The following is a 25961-nucleotide window of genomic DNA, read 5'->3' as shown; positions in this document are numbered from 1 at the left end:
GCATTTGTCCAGCGCGCGTTCGAACATGGCAAGCTCGGCCTTCATGCGCCGGTCCAGCAGCGTCATCACGCTTTCGGTCTCCAGCGCAAGGTCCATGTAAATGTTCTCCATACCGCGGATCATGCCGGTGTTGTTCATCACATCGGAGACGCCGGGGTGCCCGAAATGAACGGCTTTATGGCGGTAAAGCTTGCAGCGGTCAAGCAATTCATCATAGTCGAAATCGTCCGGGTCCGGCACGGGCCAGTTTGCAATGGTCTCGTCGTCGGCTTCCGCCAGCGGGAAATCGCAGTGGTCCCAATAACCGCCGTCCTGGTTTGGCACCCAGCGCTGTACAGCGCCGGTGAGGGGATTGACACGCCGTCCCTCCCGTGGAGAAAACAGCGGGCGGCCCGTGTAGCGCGGCATCAATTCCTTGAAGTCCACGCCCAGCGCGTCATCCACAGCATCTTTGTCCGCCGGTACGCCCAAAGCCGCCGCAACACGCTTGTGAATGGCGGGGTTGGCAAGATAATTGACGGGCACGCGGTCTGCTTTTTCATGGTTGAACATGCGCAGCACACGCTCCTTGGCGGTCATGCTTCCCTGGAATATTCCGATCATTGCAGCCTTTTCCTCCTTTTGTACGGCACTGCCGTCCTGTCAGCGCACAGGGAATTCACGCGCGAACAGTGCCGCCATATCCTGTGCATCCTCCATGCAGGACGCGTCGTACCATACGATGGTTTTCTGGCTCTTCAGCAGCTCGAAATTGCTCTCGATCTCCCCGCGCGTCAGCCGCAGCACGGGAACAGGCCCCGCCAGCGCCTCGCGGTTGCGTTTATAGACCTCGACGGCCCGGTCGGTGTTGGGGTCGGACGAAAGCTCCATGGCACGGATGCCCGGGATAGACGCAATGGCGGGAAGTGAATGTTCGCTGAGCGCATGCGTGTGCATGAAGGCAGAGTCATAATGCGTGCATATCTCCTGTGTGAGCGGGCGGCCGAATTCCTCGAATTGCGCCCGGGAGATCATGGTCGTGGTGTCCTCGGAGAGCTGTCCCACGGCCCTGCCGGGCAGCCATTCTCCAAAGCCGGTGATGGTGCCGCCGAATACCTGTCCCGCGGCTTCAAGCTGCTTGTCGTAATACCATACAAGCGCGTGCGCGCAATACTTCAGAAGCTCTTTCAGCGCGTCGGGGTCTTCATAAAAATCATAAAAGAAATCGCTGCCCCGCAGCGTGTTTGCCATTTCCAGGGCGCCCGAAACACCGCGCGTCATCGGGAAAAACTGTCCTTCATACCGTTCGCGCAGATATGCGATGCCGTCCACAACAAGGCGCAGCGACTGGTTGGCTTCATCCATAGCCAGGGCGGAAAGCCCGCATGCGTCTTCCAGCACCGGGTCCTGCCAGCTGGTGTCCTCTCCAAAAGTGACCTTTCCGCCCAGGAAGGCGCTGTGCTCCGCAATGCCGTACCACGGCGCGAGAGCCGGCAGGGTATCGTCTGCCAGGCCGTCCCGCAGCGCCATCGCATGCAGCAGCCGCGCGGCGCGGTCATCCAGATAACGGCGCATGTCCTTGGGAAAGTTATAGTCTGTAAGGCACAGCGCGGGCTGGGGCTGGGTGGCGATTTCCTTTACCTTCAGCAGTGCACAGCCCGCGGTGTTTGTTTCATAAAAGGCGCGTGTCTTATCGGCCACCGCCTGCATCCTTGCCATATCCATATACCGGTACGCTCCTTTTCCGGGAGGTTATCCCTTGATGCCCGAGGTGGCCACGCCTTCGGTGAGATATTTCTGCATAAAAGCGAAAATCAGGAAGATGGGAACCAGCGAGAGTGTGGACATTGCAAACAGCGCGCCATAATCCGAACTTGAGGTTTGGTCACAGAAGAGCTTCAGCGCCAGGCTGATGGTGTATTTTTCTGTGCGCTTCAAATACAGCAGCGGCCCCATATAATCGTTCCAGCGGTTCATGAACGAGAAAATCGCAACGGTTGCGATGGCTGGAGTGGAGAGCGGCAGGATGATGCGCGAGAAGATGGAATAATACGAGCAGCCGTCGATTTTCGCCGCTTCGTCCAAATCCTTGGGGATACCATCCATGAAGTTCATCAGCAGATAGACGAAAAAGCCCTGTGTAGCAAAGTAAAATTCAGCAATGAGCGGGCTGTATGTATTGATCCATCCCAATTGATTGTACCACAGGTATTGCGGGATCATCAGGATCTGCCCCGGCAGCATCATGGTGAGAAGCACCAGCGCAAACAGCAGGCCCCGCAGCCGAAAGCGCAGGCGCGAAAGCCCGTAGGCCACCAGAAGTGAAGACACGATGGAGCCGACCGTTCCCATGGCGGCCACGAAAAATGTGTTTTTGAAGAAGGTGGCAAAGGTCGTGTGAGAAAAGCCTTTCCAGCCGTTGGCGTAGTTTTCCAGCGTGGGCTGCGTAGGCAGCAGCTGTCCCGCAGTGTGGAAGATCGTGCTGCTTTCTTTAAAGGAGCTCATCACCATCCACAAAAGGGGATAGATCATCACAAAACCCACCGCGAGCACTACGGTGTGGTAGGCAATGCGGGAAATCCTTTTTTTTACGCGCATGTTGTTATTCCCCCTTCTTATTCATAGACCCAGTATTTTTTCGTCTTGAACAGGAGGCCTGTGAACAGCGCTACCAGCACGAGCAGGATCCAGCCCATGGCGGCCGCATAGCCGACCTTGCTGTACTCAAAAGACTGCTGGTACATGTACAAAACGTAAAACAACGTGGAATTCATGGGTTTCCCGTCCGTGATGATCTGCCCCTGGGCAAACACCATAAAGCCGTTGATGAGCTGCATGACGAGGTTAAAAAAAATCGTGGGCGTAAGCAGCGGCAGCGTGATGCGGAAGAAGGAATAAATGCCGCCGGCGCCGTCCACACGCGCCGCTTCGTAAAGTTCCGGGGGAATCTGTTTCATAGCGGACAGAAAAATGAGCATGGACGAACCGAACTGCCAGACTGCCAGCAGAATGATGACCCACAGGGCGGCTGTGGTACTGCCCAGCCATGCGAACTGGATGCCGAGGAGCTTGTTGACAAGGCCGTCCACCGCGAACATGCGCTTCCACAGGATGGCAACGGCCACCGAGGAGCCCAGGATAGAGGGCAGATAATACGCGGCACGGTAAAACGGTGTCAGCTTGGTGCCTTTCAGCAGAATCAGCGCCACGATCAGCGCAAACACCAGCTTGAGCGGCACAGAGATGAATGCGAATTTCAGCGTGACGCCCAGAGCCTTGTAAAATGTGGGGTCCTGGAAAATGTCGATGAAGTTTTTGAGACCCACCCAGCGGGCGGGCTTTAGAATGTTGTAATTGCAGAATGCGTAATACAGGGATGTTGCCACCGGGACAATGACAAAAAACAGAAAGCCGAAGATAAAGGGGGCCGAAAAAATATAGCCTGCTGTTTTTTCTTTATAAAGCCAGCCGTTTTTTGCGTACCCCAGCTTGGAATTTCGCTCTTTTTTCATGTTGACCCTCCGCGTCGTTTGATAAAAATGCCAGCCGGACTTTTGGAAAAGGCCGGCTGGCGGTATAGATTCCTTACTGGGCGGCTGCCTCGCTCATAATGCGGTTGCCTTCTTCAAACAATTCCTGTGCAGCCGCTTCAGCCGTGATTTCGCCGTAGTACACTTTTTCTTCAAGGTCCGTGATCAGGCTGGTGACCTCGCTGCTGCCGGCGCCGGCGGGCGGGTTGGCCGGAGAGCAGTTCGGCGTGATGACGTCGTTGATGTAGGTGAAAATCTTTTTCTGGATATCAGAAAGGCCCGGCTCAATGGCCTTGGCAGCCTCGCTGGAAGCGGGCACGCCCGGCTCGGCCATGATGATCTCGTTCGCTTCGGGAGAGTTGATCCACCAGTTCAGCAGGGCGACGGCCTGGTCGATGTTGCCGCCCTGGTTGGGAATGCACCAGCTCATGGCCTCGCGCAGGTAGTTGGATTCCTTCGGCTTTTCCAAAGGCCAGGTGGTCAAGGCAAGCTCAATTCCCTCCGGAGCGGCCTGCTGCATGGCATCGGCCTGGTTGGAGTAAAAGAAGCTGCACCAGGAGCTCGTTTCCGGAGTGGTGCCGTAAATGATCGGCTGCTCTTCGGTGGCGTCCAGGCCGACCGTCAGGCTGTAATCCATCAGCCAGCCCTCTTCACGGCCGCGCTCAAGCAGGGCGAAATAGGGCTGCAGCTCTTCGGCGCTTTCCACGCCGAGCTTGTCTGTCTCAAACAAAATCTTGCCTTCGCCGCGCACCAATGCTTCAATCATTGTGGCTGGGTTGCTGATGAAGCTGCGGTAACCTGTTTTTTCGTAGATCTCGGCGCACTTTTCAGCGAACTGGTCCAGGTTCATATTGTCCTCAATGGTGATGCCGGCCTCATCCAACAGGGTTTTGTTGTAAATGAGCGAGGGAGCATTCATACCCGCACAGATACCGTACAGCTTTCCGTCGATCGTTGTAGCGGCCAGAATTTCCTCCGACACATTGGAAAGATCCAGCGCGCCGCTTTCCACATACGGCGTCAGGTCGACGAGCAGGTCGCCGTCCACGTACTGCTGGTAATAAGCGCCCTGCAGCATGGCCATGTCCGGCATGTCATTGCTGGCGGCGGCTGCGGACAGCGCCGTCAGGTGGTCGCTGAAGCCGTTTGTCTGGCTTTCGATGGTGACGCCGGGGTTCTGCTCCGCGTAAAGGTCCAGAGCGCTCTGGAATTTTTCATTGCGTCCCTGGCTGCCCCACCAGGCTACGACAAGGTCGCAGGGTTCAGCCGCCGTGCCTGTGCTGGAAGCGGGTGCAGCGGAATCTGCGGATGTGCCGGTGCTGCTGGACGTGCCGCCGCAAGCGGCCAGGCCCAGGACCATCACGCAGGCGAGCGCCATGGCGGTGATTTTTTTCATCTTCATAACATTGCTCCTCCTTTGTTTCTCTGTAACGTTTTTCCCGAATTGGGTTTAATTTAATTATATATTTTGTATATGTTTTTCCTATTTGCAAAACCGAGGGAAACCGTAAAAAAACCTACTTTTTGCAGAAAAGCCCGGCCTATTTCCAATAGGACCGGGCCTTTCTGTGGGGAGCGTCTTAATTTCCGCAGCCTCTGGCGCAATTTTTACTTTTTGCAGTCCGCGCAGGCCTGCGCGCCGTATTCTTTCATCAGCGCTACATAGGCGCGGTAATTTTCCAGCGGCGTGCCCGGGGGCGTCTGATGGTCCATCGCCGGCAGGTATTTGCCTTTGCGGATCGTTGGCAGCAGGCGCTCCAGCTCCGCGCGGATCTCTGCCGGAGTGTGGAACATACACATCTTGTCAAAGCTGCCAATCATGAGGAAATCGGGGTACAGATCACGGATCTTGGCCACATCCACGCCGGACTGGCGCTCCAGAGGCAGGATACCGTCGATACCCGCCTCGATGAACCAGGGCACCGCGCTGGTAATATCGCCGTCGGAATCAATGAACACACGGGTGCCGTGTTTCTTGATCTCCGGAATCAGGCGACGGTAATATGGCAGAAGAAATTCATCAAAAAGCGCTTTGGAGAGCATGGGCCCGTGGTTGTAGCTCATGTCCTCCGCGATGGTCATGAAATCAGGCTTCACATATTGCGCCATTTCGTCCACCATCCGTACCTGCCACTCTACAAGCTCGTCACAGATGCGGTGGTACAGTTCCGGGTAGTCATAAAAGGAATAAAAATGCTGTTCGATGCCGAACAGGACGCGCGGCCACCAGAAGGCGCCGTCCAGCGTATACCATACAAGCGTGTCGCCGCTTTCGTGCGGAGCGCGCAGCGCATTCAGCTGGGACGCAAGGCGGGATACTGCATTTTCAGGCAGCAGATAGGGACGTACGGCGTCATAGTCTGATTCATCCGTGATGATGCCGCTGCCGTGCGAAGCATCCTTGGGGCAGCCCTCTGCCTTGTGGGCCAGCCAGAACTGTTTGTGGTGTGCCAGGCCGAAATAGTCCTGCATCTGACGGTCATCCAGCCCCTTCGGCAATCCTTCGCCGTACCAGCCGTCCAACGTTTTATCCCACCAGTACGCCCACTCCAAGACGGGCATCCCATCCACCGGCGCTCCGTCCATAATGGCATGGAATTGTTCTCTAACATTCATAATGCTACCTCTTTGTCTCAAGTTGATATCTGTGCGGCAGAAGAATACTGCGGCAGCCAGTGAAAACGGCGGTGCTCCGGCAGAAAATGTCCCCGCTTCCAAAAGGAGGCGGGGAATTTTCTGTAAATGCTGTTTACAGGCCGGCCGTTTTTCAGCCGTTCGCAGCTTTGTAAGCGTTCATGGTTTCGATATAAGCCGCCTCGGCGTCTGCAACAGAGGGGAAGTATACGTCATTCAGGAAGGCTTCCAGATCTTCTTTGGAAATCTCGCCCACCACGTAGCTGACTTCCATCTGCTCTTTCTGGGAGGCGATATCGGGGTTTTCTGCAGCCCAGTTGTCAATCTCGGGGCATTTCACAACAGGGATGTCGATCTGTTCGACAGCAGCCTGGAACGCCGTCAGGCTGTTCATGGCGAACTCGTTCAGTTCAGGCGTATTGGCAAGGGAAAGAGCCTGTCCCTGGTAAGCATTGGCGAAGTTCATATAAGTGCTTACATCGGCGGTGCGGTTCTCCTGCTGCTCAGCAGTAACGATCAGCTCGCGCTTCGAAAGATCGTAGGACTCATAGTCGGTGCCCTGCACGCCGGCGGCGATGGTGACAAAGCCCTCTTCGCTGTTGGCCCAGTCCAGGAAGGACAGGATACGCGGCAGCTTTTCGGGGTCCACATCAGCGTTGATCATCCAGCCGCCCCAGGTCGCGGCAGCGGCTTCATTCCGGGGCTTTTCGTCGTTTTCGCCCTTGAGCGCGGGATGGAAGCTGTAGATCTCCGCGGCATTGGGAACGTCCTTCGCGGCAAATTCAGGAATATTGGTAATGCCGCCATGCAGCAGCGCAACGCGGCCCTGCTTGAACTTGGTCTGGTCGTCGTAATATTTGTTGGTGAAGAATTCAGGGTCAATGATGCCTTCAGCATACATTTTGCGCATGAAATCCAGATAGGGCATGTAGCCGTCCATTTTTTCCTTGATCTTGTATTCGCCGTCGCGGTCGGGCAGGTAGGACGCGGCGTGCTGCAGGGAGAACGGCAGGAAGGGGAAGATCATCCAGCAGTCCGCCCACAGGCCGTACGGGGAATACAGGAACGTATCGTTCTTGCCGTTTCCATCCGGGTCCTGTGTAGCGACCAGCTTGCCGTATTCATAGGCTTCCTCCGGTGTGGTGGGCATGTCCACGCCGAGTTTCTCCAGCCATTCGTCATTGGAGATCACGCCCCAGGAGGCGCTGCCGGTGGGACGGGGCACGGCATAGATCTGGCCGTCGGCGCCGCCGACACGGGCCTTGCCCCACTGGCCTTCGCTGATGTTGGCCATCAGGTTGGGATAGTCTTCAATGTACTCGTCCAGCGGGAGGATCAGGCCGTCATTGGCCCATTTTTCGTAGTTCTGGTCGAATTCCCAGGTGTAAATGATGTCGGGCAGATCGCCGGAGGCCATTACAAGCTGCAGGCGGTCGGTATAGTTGCTGATCGGCGGTGCTTCGATCTCCAGCGTGACGCCGGTCTTTTCAGCCACGGCCGCCAGCATGGGGTTGTCGTCAAGAACGATTTCAGCGTTTACGCGGTTCAATACGGTGATCGTGATGGGAGAATTATCCGGCTCCGCGGAAGCCGTGGAGCTGCTGCCCGTGCCGGCCGCAGACGCGGAGGCGGCGGGTGTGGAAGAAGAGCTTGACGAACATGCGGTGAAGGGCACCATCAGCATGATCGCGGCAAGAGCCAGGGCTAAAATGCGCTTTTTCATGGAACATCCTCACTTTCTTTCATTTGGGTTTCTATTATTTCTGCACTGCCCGGTGCAGAATAATACAGGAAGAATATACAGGCGGACTCAGCCTTTTACAGAGCCCATGAGCATCCCTTTCATGAAATACTTCTGCACGAAAGGATATACGCACAGGATAGGGATGATCGTAAAAATGATGATTGCCATTTGCAGTGTGAACGGCTGCGCCAGATCTTCTATCGCAGTGGCGGACTGATGCACCATGCTGGTGCCGCTTTCCGCAACCATCTCGCGGACGATCAGCATCAAGGGCCATTTGTCACGGCTGTTGATATACATGGTGGCATTGAAATATCCGTTCCAGTGTCCCACAGCGTGGAACAGCGTAAAGGTGGCCAGCGCGGGCTTGCACAGGGGGACGATCACCTTCCACAGGATCTGCAGCTCGTTGGCACCGTCGATGTAGGCGGCTTCTTCCAGGCTGGGAGGGATGGCCGCCACAAAGTTGCGCATCAGAATCAGATTATATGCGCTGATGGCGCCCGGCAGGATCAGCGCCCAGTAAGTGTCCAGCAGCTTGAGATTCCGAATCAGCATATAGTTGGGGATCATACCGCCGTTGAAGAACATGGTAAAGGTGATCAGGGCCATGATAACATTGCGCCCCTTAAGATTGCGCTTGGAGAGCGGGTAGGCGGTGATGCAGAGCAAAAAGATGTTGAGCGCGGTCCCCACAACGGTGACAAAGATGGTGGAGAAATATCCCGTTTTCATCAGGGGAAAGGTGAACAGTTCTTTGTAAGCGGTGAATGTGACCTCCGGCGGAAAAATGCGCAGAGGGTCAGCCAGATAATCTTCATAGGGGGTGATGGAATACATGAATACATAAAACAGGGGGAATATGCAGACTGCTGCGCAGAAACCGAGGAAAAGGTGGTTGAAGATGGAAAATGTCCTGTCTCCAAGCGACCGTTTGATTTTATTGGAACGTTTTGCCAAAGCAAGCATGCCGGGGCGCCTCCTCTCAAATTAGAAAATCGTTTCTTCACCCATTTTTTTGGAGATGAAGTTTGTCGTCAACAGGAATATCATGCTGATAACAGACGCGAACAACCCGACGGTGGTGGCGAAGGAGAACCGGCCGCCCAGCAAGCCAACACGGTAGGTGTATGTTTCAAATACCTCGGACACGGCAAGGTTTTGCGTGTTCTGCAGCGTATAGATCTGTTCAAAGCCGTTGGACATGATGCTGCCCATGCGCAGGATCAGCATCAGGATAACAGTGGTCTTTATGTTGGGCAGCGTAATATGGATCAGGCGCTGCCAGCGGTTTGCGCCGTCAACTGTGGCGGCTTCATACTGTTCCACGTCAATGCCTGTAATGGCCGCAAGGTAGATGATGGTGCCCCAGCCTGCTTCTTTCCAGATGGAGGAGATTACCGCGGTGGTGCGGAAATATTTGGGGTCGCCCAGGAAAAAGATGGGGTCAAATCCCAATTGCTGGATGATCTGGTTCACCACACCCCACGTGGGGGAAAGGAAGTTTACCAGAATGCCGCCAATCACCGCCCAAGAAAGAAAATGGGGAAGATAAATGGCGGTCTGCGTTATTTTTTTGAACCGTTTCCCGCCAATCTCGTTCAAAAGCAGAGCCAGAATGATGGGAATGGGAAACTCGAATACCAGCCGGAGGAAACTGAGGCAGAAGGAGTTCCAGAATACGCGGTAAAAATCGTTGAGACCGAACATATATTCAAAATTTTCCAGCCCGATCCATTCGCTGCCCAGAATGCCTTTTTTAAAATTGAAGTCCTTAAAGGAGATGATAACGCCGTACATGGGAAGATAATGAAAAATCAAAAAATACAGAACGGCGGGCAGCAAAAGCAGATATAAATATTTGTACCGCCAGATATACCGCATGGAAGCCTGGAACCGGCTGTGCATCGTTTGCGGCTGCAACCGGGAGTGTCTCATAAGGTGACCATCCTTCCTTCAAGCGCGCGTCTGCCGCGCACCGTGTCTCTTTTCGAGTCTTATTGTACGGCATGCCAATGGGATTTGAATATAGCAATTTGATTAAATGCACAATAAATTTTTGATAGTGGATTGGTTTTTGTGCAAATGGCGGTATAATATTATTTAAAAAATAAATTTATTATTGCAATCCTGTAAATAAACCGTAAATGGCGGCAAAATTGCCGGGTTCTGGCAAAAAGCAGCGGCAAAAGAGGAGGGAGGCGACGCCCCTTTTTACTGCGGTATACCGGCAAAATACCGCTTCGGCTGCAAAGAACAGGCCGTGTTGTGCAAGGCGCACAATTAATATCACTGGCTTGGTTATTTTACTATTGCTTTAAACGGTGCAGATGCTTTATCATGCAAGTGAAAGAAGGCGCCCCGATGTTGGAATGGGCCGTCTTCAGAGTACAAACCACGAGGGATATTAGGGAGTGAGAAATATGTTGAAGCAGGAATACGCACAGCATATTGCGGAAATGTCGCAGCGGGTACGGTGCGAAGAATGGGCGGAGCTTGAAAAAAACAAAGAAGATTTTTTCGAGACAGGGAACACGTGGGCCCTTTCCTGGCTGGGGCATCTGACGGTGCTGGACGCGGCAATGTATCATTATACAGGAAAAGCGGAATGGCTGGAACGGGTAAAAGAATGCCTGGGAATATTTTTCTCCGTGCAGGATGAGCTGGTGCAGCGCTATGAGGATGGCTCCTTACCTTTTATATATAAGCAGGAGGATGGGAAGCCCATCGAAGGTCCCTCTAAAAATCCGCTGGAGGTGTTGGAGGAAAATGATACGGACCCCTGGCATTTCCAGGTGGTGGAAACGATTTTCTCATTTACTCCGGTGCTGCGCGGGCTGTACATCATCGGCCGCGACGCATTCACGCAGGCGGAATGGAACAGGCTGGAGACCTTGTGCTATGCGGAGATCAACCACATCTTCCGCGACTGCGAATGGGGACGGCACAACCGCGCCACATTGCGGGCCATCGCGCTGCTGCTGTTTGCAAGGCTGTTCCCGCAAAACGCGTCCGCCGCACGCTGTCTGAAGCTGGCGGATATGCTGTTTGAAGACAGCCTCGGCAATTGGTCCATCGAGGACGCCACAAGCTATCTGGGCCTGTGGGTGAACAGCATCGCGGAGTACACTCAGTACCGCGGTGTATGGAATTTCCGGATCGAGCAGATCCTGAGCTATTACTGCCATTACTATACGGCGATGCTTCTGCCGTCGGGCGGGCTGCCGGAATTCGGCGATACAAGGTTCGATTCGGGCACTTCCACGTGCCTGAGTTTGGGTGCGATGGAGCTGATGGCAAAGCGGCACAATGACGGTGTGCTGAAATATGCCATTGAGCGCCAGTTCCGCAACATGGTGAAAAACCGTACCATGGACAACGGCGTACAGTATGAACGGGGCATGACGAATGCTTTTGTATGGGCGGACGACAGCATCCAGCCGGAAGAACCGGGGCTTCTGAGCTGTGAGGTGCTGGACGAGCTGGTGGGAAAGAAGGCTGTTTTCCGCGACGGCTGGCGTGAGGATTCCACCTATCTTCTGTACAATTACAGGGACGTGGGGCCCTACGGCAAACTGACAAGGGATTACTTACAGAATACCATCCCCGTCCATGCGGAAAAGCCGCATCATGGGCACGCGGATGAGCAGTCCATCTGTGCGCTGTGCTCGGGCGGTGCGGTGCTGCTGCGGGACGGCGGCTACCGGGACAGCTTTACCACGAACGGCCATTATCGTGCAGACTTTTACCACAACCGTCTGGTGATGCGCAACGGGCGGATGTTCCGGGAAAACGGCTTTTTGGAATATGCTGAAAATATCGGCGATTATCTGCCTGTGCGCACGGAAAAGCTGTTCTTCCATCAGTTTGCAGGCGCTGAGGTCATTAAGACGCGGCTGTATGACGATTTCCACAATGCAGACGCCGACCGCCACATCGTTTATCTCAAAGCGGCAAATGCGTTCGTAGTGGTGGACACCGTGCATCCCCGGGCAGCGCAGGAAATGACGACAGGCGTGATGTACCACGCGGAACATATTTCTCCGGTGGAGCCGGGCGTGTACCGTGTGCAGGAGGAGACGGCTGAGGGACTGATGCATTTCCACCGCTACAAATCCGCACCCCGCGCCCACGCGCAGCAGTCTCTGTGTATTGCATTTGCCGGTGAAGGCGTTTCATATTCCATGGAGGCACAGCGCCGCAACTACCGACAGGAGACGGCGCTCTCCTGCTATACGAGCCGGTACTACGGCGCGAATGAGTATTATTCCTATGTTTCCCTGTTGATTCCCGAAACAGGCGAAACGAAGCAGGAGATAGAGGCGCAGCGCGCCCGGGCGCTTGGAATCGTCCATTCCCTGCGTACCGCTCACACCCGCATGGGACGCAGTCTGACGGTGCAGCTCAAGGCGGATGGGCTGGAGTATACCATCGGCATCCAATGCGACGACGGGGCGTGTATCGAGGACAAAAATCTGCGCCCAACATACTCTTACGAGGTGGGGCGCGCAAGCTACGGCGCGTTCGAGACGGATGCAAAATTCCTTGTCAGCGACGGCCGTACCTACGGTATGATCGATGGGAGCCGTGTGGATCACCGCGGTAAGACGCTGTTTTCCGCCTATCCCAACCGCTGCAACCAGCTGGACTTTGTGACAGTGCTGCAGCGCGCGGGAACATGGGGCAGCTATGAGGATGTATTGGCCGGGCAGCCGGAACATTAAAAATGAAACAAAGGCGTCAACGGAAGAAAGAGGGAGATACGCATGGAAAAGAAATATATGCTGCATTTTTTCCACGAACGGAATTACGAGCCCCAGAGCCTGCAGGCGTTTGAGCGGGAAGCCGTACAGGCCGCGCAGGCAGGGGCGACACACATGTACGTAATGGATGTGCCCAAGCGCTTTGAGGAGTGGTCGACCCATCCGGGCGACCCCTACCCCAACTGGGGAATGCTTCAGACCTGCCTGTTCAAGTTGGTGGTGCCAAGGGCACTGGAGCCCTATTTGGATGCAGACTACGCGCGCAGAAACCTGGAGCTTGTGCGCAGGCGCAGCGAAATTGTAAAAAAATACGGCATGCAGGCGGCTGTGGTCGTCATCGACCCGTTCTATCTGCCCGAACAGGCGTATCTGGACCACCCCGCCTGGCGCGGCCCGCGATGCGACCATCCGCGCCGCTCCCGCGACATGTATTTCTCCCCCTGCATTGACAATGAAGAGGTGCGCGGGCTGTATTATGAAGCCATGCAGCGCCTGTGCGCCGAGGTGGACATCGGCTTTTTCCAGATCATCACCAACGACAGCGGCGCGGGCGTGTGCTGGTCCACGGGCTTGTACAACGGTCCCAACGGGCCCGAGGCCTGCCGCAAGGTGAGCATGGCGGACCGGATTGTTGGTTTCCTGCAGGTCCTGTACGACGCCGCTCGCTCCCAGGGGCGTGAAACACTCATTGATATCACAAGCGATATCTTCGGCTACAAGGCGCCGGAGGCTTCCATGGACGCCGCTTGGACCAGCCTGAAGCCGGGCCAGCTTGTGACGGGCCGTGATATGCATGGAAAAAAGCCGGTATACCATATGCTCAGCGACCTCATCGAGCATGTGCGTCCGATGCAGACGTTGCCCATGACAGTGGATTTCGTTCGCAAGCTGCATGCGGCGGCCAGCTCTGAAAGCGAATACATCAAGGCTGTGATCCACCGCTCGGAGTTCAATGAGTATATACGCATTTTGGACGCATACCGCGAGATGCGGCCTCAGGATACCGCACAGCTGATGAATGTGCTGCGGCATGTGGCGGCACAGATCGTGGGCGAAGCGCAGGCCTCCAAGCTGCTGGATGCATGGTGCGCACTGGATGACGCGGCGCGGATCATGTCCGACCTGCATTTTGACAATTTTATCTGGATGCCGCTGATCGCGGAGCGCGTCATCAACCGTCCTCTGGTCCCGGTACCGGCCGCACTCACCGAAGAGGAAACAGCATATTACGCTCCGTTCCTGTTCCAGGCGACGACCGAAGAGCAGGCCCGTGACCTTTTGAATATCCAGGGCATGGATTTTGTGAAGGGTTTCACGGCCACGCGCATTCTGAGGCTTTCTGTACTTAAAATGACGCCGGCTTTGGAACGCGCCGCCGTACTGTTTGAAAGCATTGAAACCGATGACGACGCAGTGCGGGGCAAGCTGGCGGTCACAGCCCGGCGTGTGCGTGTGCTGCTGTGTCTGTCCCGTACACTGAGCAATGCCGCCTGCTACCAGGACGTGCTGGATCACACCATGCCGGACGAGCAGCCCGCATACAGCACAGAATGGCCCATTGAGGGCGACGCGCGCATCAGCAGGCTGGGCGAGCTTGCGCGTGCAGAGATAGACAATACTTACGAGCTGCTTCGTTTGATGGATGGGGAGCCGGGGGCATTCTTCCCCATAGTGGCGGACGATGCGCATGAGGACGCGTTCCTTCTTTCTGCGCAGCTGCCCCGGCAGCTGGTGCAGAAAGCACAGATCATGCTGGCGCACATGCGCGATGTGGATAAGATTTACGAGAGCAAGAATAAATAAGAAAATAAATTCCCCCGTGGCAATGCGGGGGAGCAAGAGGCGATTACAATGAAAAAACCATGCCGCCCGGCAGATATCTGCGCGCATTTGGGCGATGATTATGACCGTTACCTGGGGGCCATCGTGCCGCCGTTGTTCCAAAACACACTGTTCACCCGCAAGCATGAGGAGCATGGGTACAGCTACTCGCGCATCAACAATCCCACCATCGAGATCCTGGAAAAAAAGCTGGCTGCGCTGGAGCATGCGCCCGCAGCACGTGTGTTCGCCTCCGGCATGGCGGCCATCACAGCCACATTGTCCTCACTGCTGCACTCGGGCGGCCATGTGCTGGCTCTGCGCAGCGCCTACCATCCCGTCATCGGCTTTTTGGATACAGAGATGAAAAAGTATGGCGTGGAGGTAACATATCTGGAGCGCTTTACGCCGGAAGAGATCGAGCGCAGCCTGCGGCCGAACACCAGGGTGTTTTATCTGGAATCCCCATCGTCCAATATTTTTCGGGTGCTGCCGCTGCGCGAGATCGCAGCCCAGGCGCACGCCTGCGGCGCGGTAACGGTGATCGACAATACCTGGGCAACGCCGTTGTACCAGAAGCCGCTGGAACTGGGAATCGATTACAGCATCCATTCCGCGACCAAATATCTCGGCGGCCACAGCGACGTGCTGGGCGGCGTGGTGCTGGGCCGCGAAGAGCGTATGGACGCTCTTCGCGGCGGACAGCGCGCTTCCTGGGGCGCGTGCATGGACCCGTTTGCCGCATGGCTGCTCATCCGCAGCCTGCGTACTTTGGAGGTGCGCATGGCGCGGCACAGCGCCTCGGCAGATAAGGTGGCGCGTTTTCTGCAGGAACATCCCCGCGTGCGCAGCGTGTGCTACCCGGGCCTGGAAACAGACGAAGGACATACGCTGGCTCAAACACAGATGACAGGGTACAGCGGCCTGATGAGCTTCGTGCCGGATGCAGACAACGAAGCCATCCACGCGATGGTAAAATCCCTCGATGTTTTTGAGGAGGGGCCGAGCTGGGGCGGCTTTGAAAGCGTCGTAAACACGCCGGGCCTGAACCCGAACCGGGAGATGTTGCAGTTTGAAGGAATCCCGCAGGGACTGGTGCGCATTTCGGTGGGGCTGGAAGACGCGGATACGCTCATTGAGGACCTGGAACGCGCGCTCAACACGCTGCCGCGCTGAATGAGAGAAAGGAAGTGACAGGGAGATGGACCGCACGGAATTATACCGGGTGAGCACGCAGATACTGGAGAATATCATCAACGACGAAAAGAATGACAACAACATCCTGTTCGATATGGATATCTGGGATTGGTCCCAGGGAGTGGCGCTGTACGGCATCTGGAAATACTACAGGCTCACCGGAGAACGGCGGTATTTGGAGTATCTGACACAGTGGTTCGATACCAAGCTGAACAGACCCATCGTACACAACATCAACACGATGGCGCCGCTGCTCACACTGTGCTTTTTGTACGAGGAAACAGGCAGGGAAGAGTATCGTGACTACTGTGAGTCCTGTGCAGAGTGGCTGCTGGACGGCCTGCCAAAAACCGAGATGGGCGGGTTTCAGCATGTCACCATCGACTCTGACAACAACCAGCAGCTTTGGGCGGACACGGTATTCATGGCGGTGCTGTTCATGGGGAAGATCGCTTCCATCACGGGCGACGAGCGGTACGCGGGAGAATGCAAAAAGCAGTTTATGCTGCACATACACTATCTCTCGGATAAAAAGACAGGGCTGTGGTGCCACGGTTGGTCGTTTGAGCGCATGGACAATTATGCAGGCGCATTTTGGGCGCGTGGAAATTGCTGGTTCACCATCGCGGCGGCCGAGCTGCCGGGCCTGCTGGAGCTGGAGGAGTGGGAGAGCGACCTGATCCTGGATGCTTACCGCGCACAGGCGGCAGCTCTGTGCCGCTATCAATCCCCGGATGGGCTTTGGCACACGCTGGTGGACCGGGAAGATTCTTATCTTGAGGTTTCCGGCTCCTCGGGCTTCGCCTACGGGCTGCTGAAAGGTGTTCGCGCGGGGCTGCTGCCTGCGTCGTGCAGAGATGCGGCGCTGCGCGCCGCACAGGCGGTGCGGGCTCATATCGGGCCCGACGGCCTGGTGGGGCAGGTGTCCTACGGTACCATCGTGGCGGATACGCTGGAATATTATAAAAATGTTCCTCTGCGGCCCACAGGTTATGGCCAGAATCTGGCGCTTATGATGCTGGTGGAGCTTTTGGTGTGGGACGCGCAGGGCCTGCTGTGAGTTGCCCACGCGGAACACAACATATAAATAAAGAAGGTAATGAGAATGGATTTATTGCAGCGCAGCGTTGCAGAATATGAAAAAGAATTTGAAATGCTGGAGAAGTACCAGATCACCGACCCGCAGGACCCGGATTTCGGCGGATACTACAACAAGGATTTCGGCGTAGTGGCGCAGAACTGCGGCTCGGCCGCGGCAAAACCGATGACACTGTATTTCTGCCCTCAGAGCCGGTATTACAAAGACCCCCGCGCACTGGCCTGCGCCGACGGCCTGGTGCAGCATCTTCTGAACCACCTGCACCCCGACGGCACGATGGACTATTATTCCTGCAATTTTCACTCTGCGCCGGACACAGCGTTTGTCACACTGGCGCTGGCAAAGCCCGCCAAGCTGGTAAAGGCCGAGACACCAGAGGAAAAAGCATTTCAGAAAAAGCTGTTTCTTGTGCTGCGCCGCATGGGCGACGGCATGGTGGAGGAAGGGTTTCATACTCCGAACCACCGCTGGGTCATCTCGGCCGCGCTGGCACTGCTCAATACGCTTATGCCCGACGAGCGCTATGTGGCGCGCATCGATCAGTATCTGGCCGAGCATATTGATTGCAATGAGGACGGGGAATATGCCGAGCGTTCAGCGGGCGGATACAACGAGATCAACAACCGCGCGTTGCTGATTTTGGCGCAGGATCTGGGAAAAACAGAGCTGCTGGAATATGTGCGCCGCAATCTGGAAATGATGCCCGTCTTTTATCACACGGATTTTTCTATCTTCACCGAGAACTCCCGTCGGCAGGACAAGGGCACCGCACCCTACGCGGAAAAATATGCTTACCAATACCTGTTGTGCGGCCATGCACTGCATGATGAGGCGCTGCGCGCCATAGGTACGGCGCAGCTTGAGGCCTGTATCCGCTGCGGCCGGCCTTTTCCGCTTGCGGCAGAGGACCTGATGCTGTTTCCGGAGGTCTTTCAAAACCTGCCCGCCCCCGCCGGTCCGGAGTTGTTTGAGGTGGACCGGCTGCTGAAGGGCTCGGGCCTTTTGCGCCTTTCCCGAGGAGGCCTCAACCTGTGGGCGGTGGAGCGTCAACCCGCGTTTCTGTTCCTGAAAAAGGGCGGCATCGATTTTTACATCAAGGGCGGCATCAGCTTTTTCAACTGCCGCCACCTCTTGATGGAGAATATCCGTCCCTGCGGGGACGGTTACGAGATGGAATATGAGGGCACGGGCCAATATTATCAGCCCTTCGGTGAATATCAGGGCACGAACGACTGGTGGGAGATGGACCACTCCAGGCGCAGGACGTCCGGTCATCTTTCAGTGAAGGTGAAAGCCACCGTCACGCCGGTGGACGACGGCTTTGATATCCGCGTGCAGACCTGGGGCTGCCCCGCCTCCACCATCCGGTTTGAGTTCGGCATTCTGCCCAATGTACTTATCCGCGGCGAAGGATATCGCATTCCGGCGAATGCCGGAGGCTCTTTGGTCGCCGCAAAGGGCGAACTGGAATTGTTTGACGGAAAGGATACGGTTTCCGTCGGGCCGGGGTTTGCTGTGAATGACGTGATCAAGGGGCTCTTTGGCGCCGTGCCGGCGTCGGAGGACCGGTTCAACCTCTATTTCAACGACGTGACAAATTTTGACCGCCGTTTTTCCATCCGTGTGAAATAATACCGGCGCTGCGGGGCGCGAGAGTCGTTTTTGCGCTCTGGCTGAAAGGACTTTTGACAAGGACCGTAAACCCATATACTATTAAAGAGTGAAATTTTGCAGGCAGGAGTGCCGTGCGCCGCAGCAGCGGCACGCGGCGCCGGCATGGGCCTGCCGGAAAAAGCGGGAATGTGGAAAGGGATACGGTGGAGGATGAAGAATTCTTTTTTCAGAAAATATAAAAATGAGTTTGCACTTTACAGGATCAGGAAAAAACTGCTGACGATCATTGCGGTGCTGCTGGTGGTTTTTGCTATGCTCACGATGCTGCTTTTTTATTTATCTGAACGCAGCTCTTATCAGAAAAACATGGCCGAATCCAACGAGATCATGGCGAGCCAGATGGCGTCCGTATATGAGCTGTACATGCAGAACGTTAAAGAGATCGCACACGATACAGCCTTCAACAATCAGGAGCTGTTCCATCTTTCGGCCGGGGAGCGGCAGGATCCGCAAGCCAAAACAAAGATATTGGACATGCTGGGTTCCATCAGTGTGATGAACCCGTATGTCCATTCGGCATATCTGTATTATGAAGAAGAGGGAATGGTGTACAGCTCTATCTCCATGCCATATTCCATCACTCCACTGGAAAATTTTGGCGACAAAGTGGTTTTTGAGCAGGATTCCGCAGCGAAGCCATATCAAGTGGCTCCGCATCTGCTTCATTCCACAGCAGCAATGTCGGATCTGCGCAAGCAGCCGCTCATCATCAGCTATGTTGTGCCGACGGCCAGCCGGAACGGCACGGTCTACCTGTGCGTAAATGTGAACACCCGTTCGCTGTATTCAATGATTCTGCGGGATTTTGAGCTGGAACAGAATAAGAATTTTTATATCGTCGACAAGGAAGGCTACGTGGTTTTCCATCGGGATTCGGAATATCTGTTTGTGAAACAGAACGAGCTGCCTCAGAAGGATGACGTGATCCGTTCCGAGGCATATTCCAGCATTTTAGGCTTCACATTTGTGTTTGAGAGCACGGTGCCGCCGCTGGAATCCGGCCTTCTGCGGTTTTCCTCCTGGATTCTGGGCGCGTTGTGCGTAACGATGGTCGTGGCCATCGTATCGGTTATATATTCCACTCTGCCCATTCGCAAGATGGTGCAGGTGGCTAAAAAATCGAATCTGAGGGACTTTCTTGCGAAGTCGGGCGGTTCGGCCGATACTACGTTTTGGGACAGGTCGATGCAGGAGTGCAAAAACCATGTGGTGGGAGTGTTCCGCATCGCATCTCATGCGGACGCCGAGGAATTTTTGAACCAAAGCATCAAAATGTCCGCGGAAAACGAGAAAGATTACCAATTCCTCGTCATCAAGATGTCCGACGAAACCATAGCCATCATCTTCGGCAACATCCGCCATTACGGGGACATTCAGTTTCGCCAGCATGTGCGTACCCAGTGCGAAAAAATGTGCGCCACATTCCGGGCGGGGGAAAAAGCTTATTGCGTGGTGTCCCAGGTGAAAACAGGAGTGGAACAGCTGCGCGACGGTTACCGGGAATGCTGCGAGACCTTCCGCTACCAATATCTGTTCCCCCAGCAGGTGATCGTTTGGGAAAAAATCGATACGACTCTGCCCGGCTATCCTTTCCCCGTGCGTCACGAACGGCACATCATCAACAATCTGATGGCGGGCAAGGGAGAAGCGTGCCTGCGGCATATTGACGAGATATTTGCGGATTTCCGCAGTGGTGGCTACCTCATCAAGGACAGCGAGATCAACCGCTATTTGGCCGTGATGCAGGAAAACATCTCCCTGCGGCTGGAGACTCTGCCCATCCCCATAGAACGTCCCGCACGGCATGGTTTTGACGCGTGCGTGACATTGGACGAGGTGTACACGGTATTTGTGGGCTATGTCCACGAGATTCTCGTACAGATCACCAACCGCCCGCGCGAGCCGGAAAATAACGTCAACACAGTGGTCCTGGAATATATCGAAAAGAATTTCTGCCAAAATGATATCTGCCTGAGCAAAATTGCAGAAGAGCTTTCCCTTTCGGCAAACCTCATCAGCCGCATCGTGAAAGAGGCTTCCCACCGCAGCTTTTCCGAGTATATCACCTATAAGCGTATTCAGAGAAGCAAGGAGCTTTTGGCGGACGGCTCCATGAGCATCAATGCGGTGTCCGAGGCGGTCGGTTTTACCTATCCTTATTACTTTATCCGTAAATTCAAAGAGCTGGAGGGCGTTACGCCGGGCCAGTACATTGGCGCGCAGACGCCTTCGGACGGCTGAATTACCGCTCTCATAGCCGGGCGCGGCGCGGGAAGGAGCAATAAAATGGAGAAATTGCTGCTTGACGGCAAATGGGAACTGCATTACGCGCCCGAGCATGCGGGGAAGACGACGGCGCAGGCGGTGAAGGAAGACCCGGCCTATACGCACATTGAGGCGAACGTACCGGGGAACGCGGAACTTGACCTATACGCAGCTGGCAAAGCACCGGAGCCATTTTGGGGAACGAACCTATATGCGTTCCGTCCCTATGAGTTTTACGAGTGGTGGTACACGCGCGCGTTCGTTGCGCCGCAGGCGCTGGCGGATCGCGGCGCGGTGCTGTGCCTGGACGGCGTGGACACCTTTTCGACGGTGTATCTGAACGGGACGGCAGTGGGCGAGACGAACGATATGATGCTGGAATACCGGTTCGACGTCACAGAAGCGCTGCGGGAGGGTGAAAATGAGATCGCCGTGCACATCCGCTCCACGGTGAACGCCGCCCGGAATATGGATTATCCCATGGGCGTGCGCGGCCCGGGGTGGGAGCACACGGACGAGATGATCTGTGTGCGCAAGCCGGGCCATATGTTCGGCTGGGATATCGCGCCGCGCTTTGTGTCCGCCGGGCTGTGGCGGAGCGTTTCCATCTGCCCAAAGCGGGACACATATTTTAAAGAAGTGTACATGACAACGCTGCGCGCGGACAGGGAACGTGCGCAGGTACTGCTGAAGTTCCGTTTTGCAGCGGAAGACCCGATGCTGGAGGGGTTTGCGGTGCAGGTGCGCGGCACGTGTGCGGAAAGCTCTTTCTGTGAAACGGTACGCGTGAAGTTCTGCTCTGACGAACTGAGCTTCTGGGTGCCGGAGCCGAAGTTGTGGTGGCCCAGAGGCTACGGCCCGGCCAGCCTTTACCGCACGCAGGTGGAGCTGCTGCACCACGGAGAGGTGCAGGACGTGTGGGAACTGAACCTGGGGATCCGTACATTCGAAGTACAGACGAATTTTGTGCCGGGTGACAACGGAGAATTCAAGGTGCTGGCAAACGGCGTGCCGATCCTTTGCAAGGGTGCGAACTGGGTGCCGCTGGACGCGTTCCACAGCCGGGACGCGCAGCGGTATGAACAGGCGCTTTCGCTGTTCCGCGAGACGAACTGCAATATCGTGCGGTGTTGGGGCGGGAACGTCTACGAAGACCACGCGTTTTACGATATTTGTGATGAGAGCGGCATCCTGGTCTGGCAGGATTTTTCGCTGGCATGTGCGATCTACCCGCAGACGGATGAATTTGCAAAGATCATCGAGCGTGAGGCTGCTGCGGCAGTCGTCAAACTGCGCAATCATCCCAGCATCCTGCTCTGGTCCGGCGACAACGAAGTGGACGCGATGTACTACAACTTCGGGTACGATCTGCCGCATGTGCGCAACAACCGCCTTAGCCGCGAGGTGCTTCCGCGCGTGGCGGCGTCACATGACCCATTCCGCTTCTTTCTGCCGTCCTCGCCATATATTCCGCTCACAGTGTCGGGTGATTTGAATGTGCCCGAGCAGCACAACTGGGGGCCGCGCGACTATTTCAAGGGGGACTTTTACCGCCATTCCAGCGCGCATTTCATCAGCGAGATCGGGTATCACGGCTGTCCGGCGGTGTCGTCTCTGCGGCAGTTTATCCCGGAAAAGGACCTTTGGCCCATCCAAAATGACGCATGGGATGCCCACAACACCGAGTATACGCTGTGCATCCGGGACCGTGGGTACGACCGCAACCAGCTGATGGTGGACCAGGTGCGGGACATGTTTGGTACGGAATGCGAAAGCCTGGAACAGCTGGCCATGCTGTCGCAGATCAGCCAGGCGGAGGCGAAGAAATTTTTCATTGAACAGACGCGCCTGAAAAAATGGCGCAGGACGGGGATCATATGGTGGAATATGCTGGACTGCTGGCCGCAGATCTCGGATGCGGTGGTGGATTACTATTTCCACAAAAAGCTGGCGTTTTACTACATCGGCCGCGTGCAGCAGCCGGTGTGCATGGTCTGTGCCGAGCCGGAGAACTGGTGCCATAAAATCTTTTTGTGCAACGATTCCAACGAAGCGCACACCGTGCGGTATATCGTGCGGGACGGCGAGACGCGGGAAGCGCTGTGTATGGGCGAGGCTGTGTCGCCCGCCAATGAAAATGTCTGTGTGGGCAAGGTGAAGACCTATTCCGGCGTACAGCGCCTGATCGTGATGGAGTGGACGCTGGAGGACGGCCGGCGGGGGGCGAACCACTATGTGACAGGCTACCCGGCTTTTGATGCCCGGCGGTATGCCGTCTGGCTGGGGATCATCGAAAAGCTGGACACACCGTTCGACAGCGCGGGATGTTTTGCGTAAAAGGGCCGGAAAGACCCGGAGGAGAGACAGCATGACGAGCAGAGAGCGTGTTGAGGCGGCGCTGGCCTTTGAGCCGGTAGACAAGGCGCCGCTGGAATACCATCCGTGCGGGCGGGGCCTGTACGAGCACGGGGAAGCGTTTCGGCGGCTGCTGAAAGCCCATCCCGGCGATTTTGAGGATTTTTCGGACATGCCCATTCCGCGGCCGCCGGCAGAGGCCTGCGGCCCGGACGGAAGCTATCATGAGTACAAAACAGACGCCTGGGGCGTTACGTGGGAATCGCGCATTTTTGCCATGACGGGTCATCCGTACCGGCAGCCGCTGGCGGACTGGCGCGCGCTGGAAGGCTTCCGCTGTCCGCCCCACGCGCTGGCGGAGGATGCGGCGTTCGCCTCTTACGCAAAGCGCATCGCCCGCGTGCGTGAAACGCGGTATGCAAAAGACGGATGGTTCGGCTTTTTTGAACGGATGCATGCATTGCGTCCGTTTGAAGACGTGCTGATGGACGTGTACGACAATGAACGCGAGATCAACCGTCTGGCCGATATGCTGGTGGAATATGAGCTGGAGGAGCTGCGCCTGATGTGCGCGGCAGGCGTGGACGCGGTGCAGTTCGGGGACGATTTCGGCACGGCGCGGGCGATGCTGTTTTCGCCGGAGGTCTGGCGTTCGTTTTTCAAGCCGCGCTACCGCCGTTTGGTCCAATTCGCCAGAGAACAGGGAAAAGCCGTGTTTTTCCATACCTGCGGGTACGCGGCGCCCATTCTGGAGGACCTGCGGGAGATCGGCGTGAACGCGGTCTGGCCGCAGCTGACAGCCTATGATATGGAGGAGCTGGCTGCGCGGCTGCGCAGGCTTGGGCTGGCCTGCGCGATACACGTCGACCGCGCGAATGTGATGACGCACGGCACGCCCGCGGATGTGACGCGCGCCGTGCATGCGGCGGCAAAGGCGTTTGACGTTATGAACGGCGGCGCATATTTTTATGTGGAGACGGACAACGGCTTCCCGCTGGAAAATATCCGTGCCTTGCTGGAAGCCATTGGAGCATACAGGAAAGAGGCCTGAAGGAAATGGGACGCAGAGAAGATTTTGCGCGCACGATGCGCCATGAAAAACCGGAGAACCTGATCATAGATTTCGGGGGCAACCCGCTGTCTTCGATGGAGGGGGAGAGCGAGAACAAGCTGCTGGAATTTTTAGGGTTTGGGAAAAAACAGGGCGGGGACCTGCCGTTTGGAAAAACACGGCGCCTGGACGAGCGTCTTTTGAAGTATTTTGATATTGACACGCGTTCGGTCGGCGAAATATTTACCCCGCAGGACTCACATTTTCAGAAGATATCGGAAACGGAGTACATCGACGAATGGGGCATCCGCCGGCGGTTTACCGGGCTGTACTGGGAGAGCGTGAACACGCCGCTGAAAGGCGCGACGCTGGAAGAGCTGAACGCCTACCGGTTCCCGGACCCGGACTCCATTGATGAAAGGCAGATCGCGGCGCACGCGGCGCGTGCAAAGGAGTTGTACGAGACCACGGACTATGTCATCTGTGCGGAGCACCCGGTTTACGGGATCTTTGAGCTGGGGTGCTGGATGTGCGGCTTTGAGGATTTTCTGTACCGTATGGCGCTGGACGAGGAATGGATACACCGCTTTTTTGAACGTGTGCTGGAATACCAGAAGAAGGTCATCCAGCGGTATTACACGGCAGTGGGGCCGTACATCCACTACACGTCCAGCGGGGACGATTTTGCAACACAGAACGCGCCGTTCGTTTCGCCGGACATGTTCCGGGAGCTGGTAAAGCCGTATTTCAAGGAGCGCATCGCCTATACCAAGCGTTTTACAAAGGCGAAATACCTGCACCATTCCTGCGGAAGCGTATACAGGCTGATCGACGACCTGGTGGACTGCGGCGTTGAGATCCTGAACCCGATCCAGCCCAAAGCGGCGGACATGCAGCCGCGCGGGCTGAAAGCTGCCTACGGGGAAAAGATCGTCTTTCACGGCGGCATCGACACACAGGAGCTGCTGCCGTTCGCCAGCGAGAGCCAGATCGAAGAAACAGTACATGAGACCATCGAAATCCTGAACCGGGACGGAGGCTATATCTTTGCCGCGGCGCACAACATCCAGCCGGACGTGAACCCGCGCAGCCTGACCGTGATGCTGAACGCGGCGCGCAAGTACCGCAGGGCGTAAAGGGCGTGTGTGACATTTGCAAAATGCACGGCTTGGGGGGATGGAGGATGGCGGAGCAGGCCTTCCCGGCCGCAGGAGGAAAAGCAGAATGGAACAGCTGTATATCGGCATCGACATGGGAGGAACGAAATGCGCGGTGGTGGCAGGGCACGCGGACGGAAAGATTCTGCGGCGCATCGCGTTCCCTTCGGGCAAAGACGCACATCCGGACGAATTTCTGCCCCGTTTTTATGAGGCGATAGACGCGCTGCTGCGCGAGTACAACGGCGGCGCGGCGCCGGCGGCCGTGGGTGTGAGCTGCGGGGGCCCGCTGGACACGCGGCGCGGGGTGATCCAGGCGCCGCCGAACCTGCCGCTGTGGGACGAAGTGCCCATCTGCGCGCTGTTGTCGGAGCGGTATGGGTGCCCGGCATATTTGCAGAACGACGCGAATGCCTGCGCCATTGCGGAGTGGCGGTTCGGCGCGGGGCGCGGAACAAGGAATATGGTGTTCCTCACGTTTGGCACAGGGCTGGGCGCGGGGCTGATTTTGGACGGGCGACTCTACGAGGGCACGAACGGTATGGCGGGCGAGGCGGGACATCTGCGGCTCGCGGCGGACGGCCCGGAGGGCTACGGCAAGCGCGGCAGCTTCGAGGGTTTCTGCAGTGGCGGAGGCCTGCGCCGGCTGGGCGCGCAGCGGCTGCGGCAGCTGCGTGCGGAAGCCGGGGACG

At 56.3% G+C, this 25961-nt stretch carries 18 protein-coding genes and 1 pseudogene; 10 read left to right on the top strand and 9 right to left on the bottom strand.

Annotation, left to right across the window (positions count from 1 at the left end; genetic code table 11):
* From IIY41_RS03790 to IIY41_RS03750, 9 genes and pseudogenes are all read right to left on the bottom strand, one after another.
* Window positions 1-603 (bottom strand): annotated as a pseudogene (locus IIY41_RS03790) (uroporphyrinogen decarboxylase family protein); the annotation flags it as partial.
* Between the two features lie 39 nt (window positions 604-642).
* On the bottom strand, window positions 643-1704 hold the full coding sequence (locus IIY41_RS03785) for a uroporphyrinogen decarboxylase family protein (protein WP_050006517.1): 1062 nt from the start codon (window positions 1702-1704) through the stop codon (window positions 643-645).
* Between the two features lie 27 nt (window positions 1705-1731).
* Entirely contained in the window at window positions 1732-2577 is an 846-nt protein-coding gene (locus IIY41_RS03780; protein WP_058723674.1) for a carbohydrate ABC transporter permease, read from the bottom strand.
* Window positions 2578-2594: 17 nt separating this feature from the next.
* Entirely contained in the window at window positions 2595-3491 is an 897-nt protein-coding gene (locus IIY41_RS03775; RefSeq protein WP_055081363.1) for a carbohydrate ABC transporter permease, read from the bottom strand.
* Between the two features lie 73 nt (window positions 3492-3564).
* Window positions 3565-4911, bottom strand: coding sequence for an ABC transporter substrate-binding protein (locus IIY41_RS03770; protein WP_287399779.1), 1347 nt, complete (start codon window positions 4909-4911; stop codon window positions 3565-3567).
* A 206-nt stretch (window positions 4912-5117) separates the two neighbouring features.
* Window positions 5118-6125: a uroporphyrinogen decarboxylase family protein gene (locus tag IIY41_RS03765; RefSeq protein ID WP_055081361.1), complete on the bottom strand. Its 1008-nt coding sequence runs from the start codon at window positions 6123-6125 to the stop codon at window positions 5118-5120.
* Between the two features lie 151 nt (window positions 6126-6276).
* Entirely contained in the window at window positions 6277-7866 is a 1590-nt protein-coding gene (locus IIY41_RS03760) for an extracellular solute-binding protein (RefSeq protein WP_009325275.1), read from the bottom strand.
* Between the two features lie 87 nt (window positions 7867-7953).
* On the bottom strand, window positions 7954-8856 hold the full coding sequence (locus tag IIY41_RS03755; RefSeq protein ID WP_287399776.1) for a carbohydrate ABC transporter permease: 903 nt from the start codon (window positions 8854-8856) through the stop codon (window positions 7954-7956).
* A 21-nt stretch (window positions 8857-8877) separates the two neighbouring features.
* On the bottom strand, window positions 8878-9825 hold the full coding sequence (locus IIY41_RS03750; RefSeq protein WP_117474054.1) for an ABC transporter permease: 948 nt from the start codon (window positions 9823-9825) through the stop codon (window positions 8878-8880).
* Between the two features lie 485 nt (window positions 9826-10310).
* On the opposite strand from IIY41_RS03750, the gene IIY41_RS03745 reads away from it, so the two are divergent.
* The 10 genes from IIY41_RS03745 to IIY41_RS03700 form a co-directional block, all read left to right on the top strand.
* Window positions 10311-12611: a hypothetical protein gene (locus IIY41_RS03745; protein ID WP_117461527.1), complete on the top strand. Its 2301-nt coding sequence runs from the start codon at window positions 10311-10313 to the stop codon at window positions 12609-12611.
* A gap of 42 nt (window positions 12612-12653) precedes the next feature.
* A complete protein-coding gene (locus IIY41_RS03740) occupies window positions 12654-14453 on the top strand; it encodes a hypothetical protein (RefSeq protein WP_287399773.1) in 1800 nt (599 codons plus the stop codon).
* A 48-nt stretch (window positions 14454-14501) separates the two neighbouring features.
* A complete protein-coding gene (locus tag IIY41_RS03735; protein ID WP_287399771.1) occupies window positions 14502-15647 on the top strand; it encodes a trans-sulfuration enzyme family protein in 1146 nt (381 codons plus the stop codon).
* A 25-nt stretch (window positions 15648-15672) separates the two neighbouring features.
* A complete protein-coding gene (locus tag IIY41_RS03730) occupies window positions 15673-16728 on the top strand; it encodes a glycoside hydrolase family 88/105 protein (RefSeq protein WP_009325265.1) in 1056 nt (351 codons plus the stop codon).
* A 45-nt stretch (window positions 16729-16773) separates the two neighbouring features.
* Window positions 16774-18399, top strand: a complete 1626-nt coding sequence (locus IIY41_RS03725) for a hypothetical protein (protein ID WP_287399768.1) — start codon at window positions 16774-16776, stop codon at window positions 18397-18399.
* A 192-nt stretch (window positions 18400-18591) separates the two neighbouring features.
* Window positions 18592-20682 carry an AraC family transcriptional regulator gene (locus IIY41_RS03720; protein ID WP_287399766.1) on the top strand — a complete coding sequence of 697 codons (2091 nt, stop codon included), beginning with the start codon at window positions 18592-18594 and terminating at the stop codon, window positions 20680-20682.
* Window positions 20683-20727: 45 nt separating this feature from the next.
* Entirely contained in the window at window positions 20728-23043 is a 2316-nt protein-coding gene (locus IIY41_RS03715) for a glycoside hydrolase family 2 protein (protein ID WP_287399765.1), read from the top strand.
* Between the two features lie 31 nt (window positions 23044-23074).
* On the top strand, window positions 23075-24112 hold the full coding sequence (locus IIY41_RS03710; RefSeq protein WP_050006527.1) for a uroporphyrinogen decarboxylase family protein: 1038 nt from the start codon (window positions 23075-23077) through the stop codon (window positions 24110-24112).
* 5 nt (window positions 24113-24117) lie between these two features.
* Window positions 24118-25248 carry a uroporphyrinogen decarboxylase family protein gene (locus tag IIY41_RS03705; RefSeq protein WP_055081357.1) on the top strand — a complete coding sequence of 377 codons (1131 nt, stop codon included), beginning with the start codon at window positions 24118-24120 and terminating at the stop codon, window positions 25246-25248.
* Window positions 25249-25336: 88 nt separating this feature from the next.
* On the top strand, window positions 25337-25961 hold a 625-nt coding region (locus IIY41_RS03700), incomplete at its 3' end, for an ROK family protein (protein ID WP_287399762.1).

It is taken from the genome of Ruthenibacterium sp. (assembly GCF_017421385.1).
Lineage (GTDB): Bacteria > Bacillota > Clostridia > Oscillospirales > Ruminococcaceae > Ruthenibacterium > Ruthenibacterium lactatiformans.
Note: the sequence above shows the minus strand (reverse complement) of the source record. Positions and strands in the feature narration are given on the sequence as shown.

Bases quoted from the DNA above. Each gene is read 5' to 3' on its own strand.
- IIY41_RS03775 (WP_055081363.1), bottom strand. From the start codon at position 3,491: ATGAAAAAAGAGCGAAATTCCAAGCTGGGGTACGCAAAAAACGGCTGG.
- IIY41_RS03735 (WP_287399771.1), top strand. From the start codon at position 14,502: ATGAAAAAACCATGCCGCCCGGCAGATATCTGCGCGCATTTGGGCGAT.
- IIY41_RS03730 (WP_009325265.1), top strand. From the start codon at position 15,673: ATGGACCGCACGGAATTATACCGGGTGAGCACGCAGATACTGGAGAAT.
- IIY41_RS03710 (WP_050006527.1), top strand. From the start codon at position 23,075: ATGACGAGCAGAGAGCGTGTTGAGGCGGCGCTGGCCTTTGAGCCGGTA.
- IIY41_RS03720 (WP_287399766.1), top strand. From the start codon at position 18,592: ATGAAGAATTCTTTTTTCAGAAAATATAAAAATGAGTTTGCACTTTAC.
- IIY41_RS03715 (WP_287399765.1), top strand. From the start codon at position 20,728: ATGGAGAAATTGCTGCTTGACGGCAAATGGGAACTGCATTACGCGCCC.
- IIY41_RS03705 (WP_055081357.1), top strand. From the start codon at position 24,118: ATGGGACGCAGAGAAGATTTTGCGCGCACGATGCGCCATGAAAAACCG.
- IIY41_RS03740 (WP_287399773.1), top strand. From the start codon at position 12,654: ATGGAAAAGAAATATATGCTGCATTTTTTCCACGAACGGAATTACGAG.
- IIY41_RS03770 (WP_287399779.1), bottom strand. From the start codon at position 4,911: ATGAAGATGAAAAAAATCACCGCCATGGCGCTCGCCTGCGTGATGGTC.
- IIY41_RS03765 (WP_055081361.1), bottom strand. From the start codon at position 6,125: ATGAATGTTAGAGAACAATTCCATGCCATTATGGACGGAGCGCCGGTG.
- IIY41_RS03725 (WP_287399768.1), top strand. From the start codon at position 16,774: ATGGATTTATTGCAGCGCAGCGTTGCAGAATATGAAAAAGAATTTGAA.
- IIY41_RS03755 (WP_287399776.1), bottom strand. From the start codon at position 8,856: ATGCTTGCTTTGGCAAAACGTTCCAATAAAATCAAACGGTCGCTTGGA.
- IIY41_RS03785 (WP_050006517.1), bottom strand. From the start codon at position 1,704: ATGGATATGGCAAGGATGCAGGCGGTGGCCGATAAGACACGCGCCTTT.
- IIY41_RS03750 (WP_117474054.1), bottom strand. From the start codon at position 9,825: ATGAGACACTCCCGGTTGCAGCCGCAAACGATGCACAGCCGGTTCCAG.
- IIY41_RS03745 (WP_117461527.1), top strand. From the start codon at position 10,311: ATGTTGAAGCAGGAATACGCACAGCATATTGCGGAAATGTCGCAGCGG.
- IIY41_RS03780 (WP_058723674.1), bottom strand. From the start codon at position 2,577: ATGCGCGTAAAAAAAAGGATTTCCCGCATTGCCTACCACACCGTAGTG.
- IIY41_RS03760 (WP_009325275.1), bottom strand. From the start codon at position 7,866: ATGAAAAAGCGCATTTTAGCCCTGGCTCTTGCCGCGATCATGCTGATG.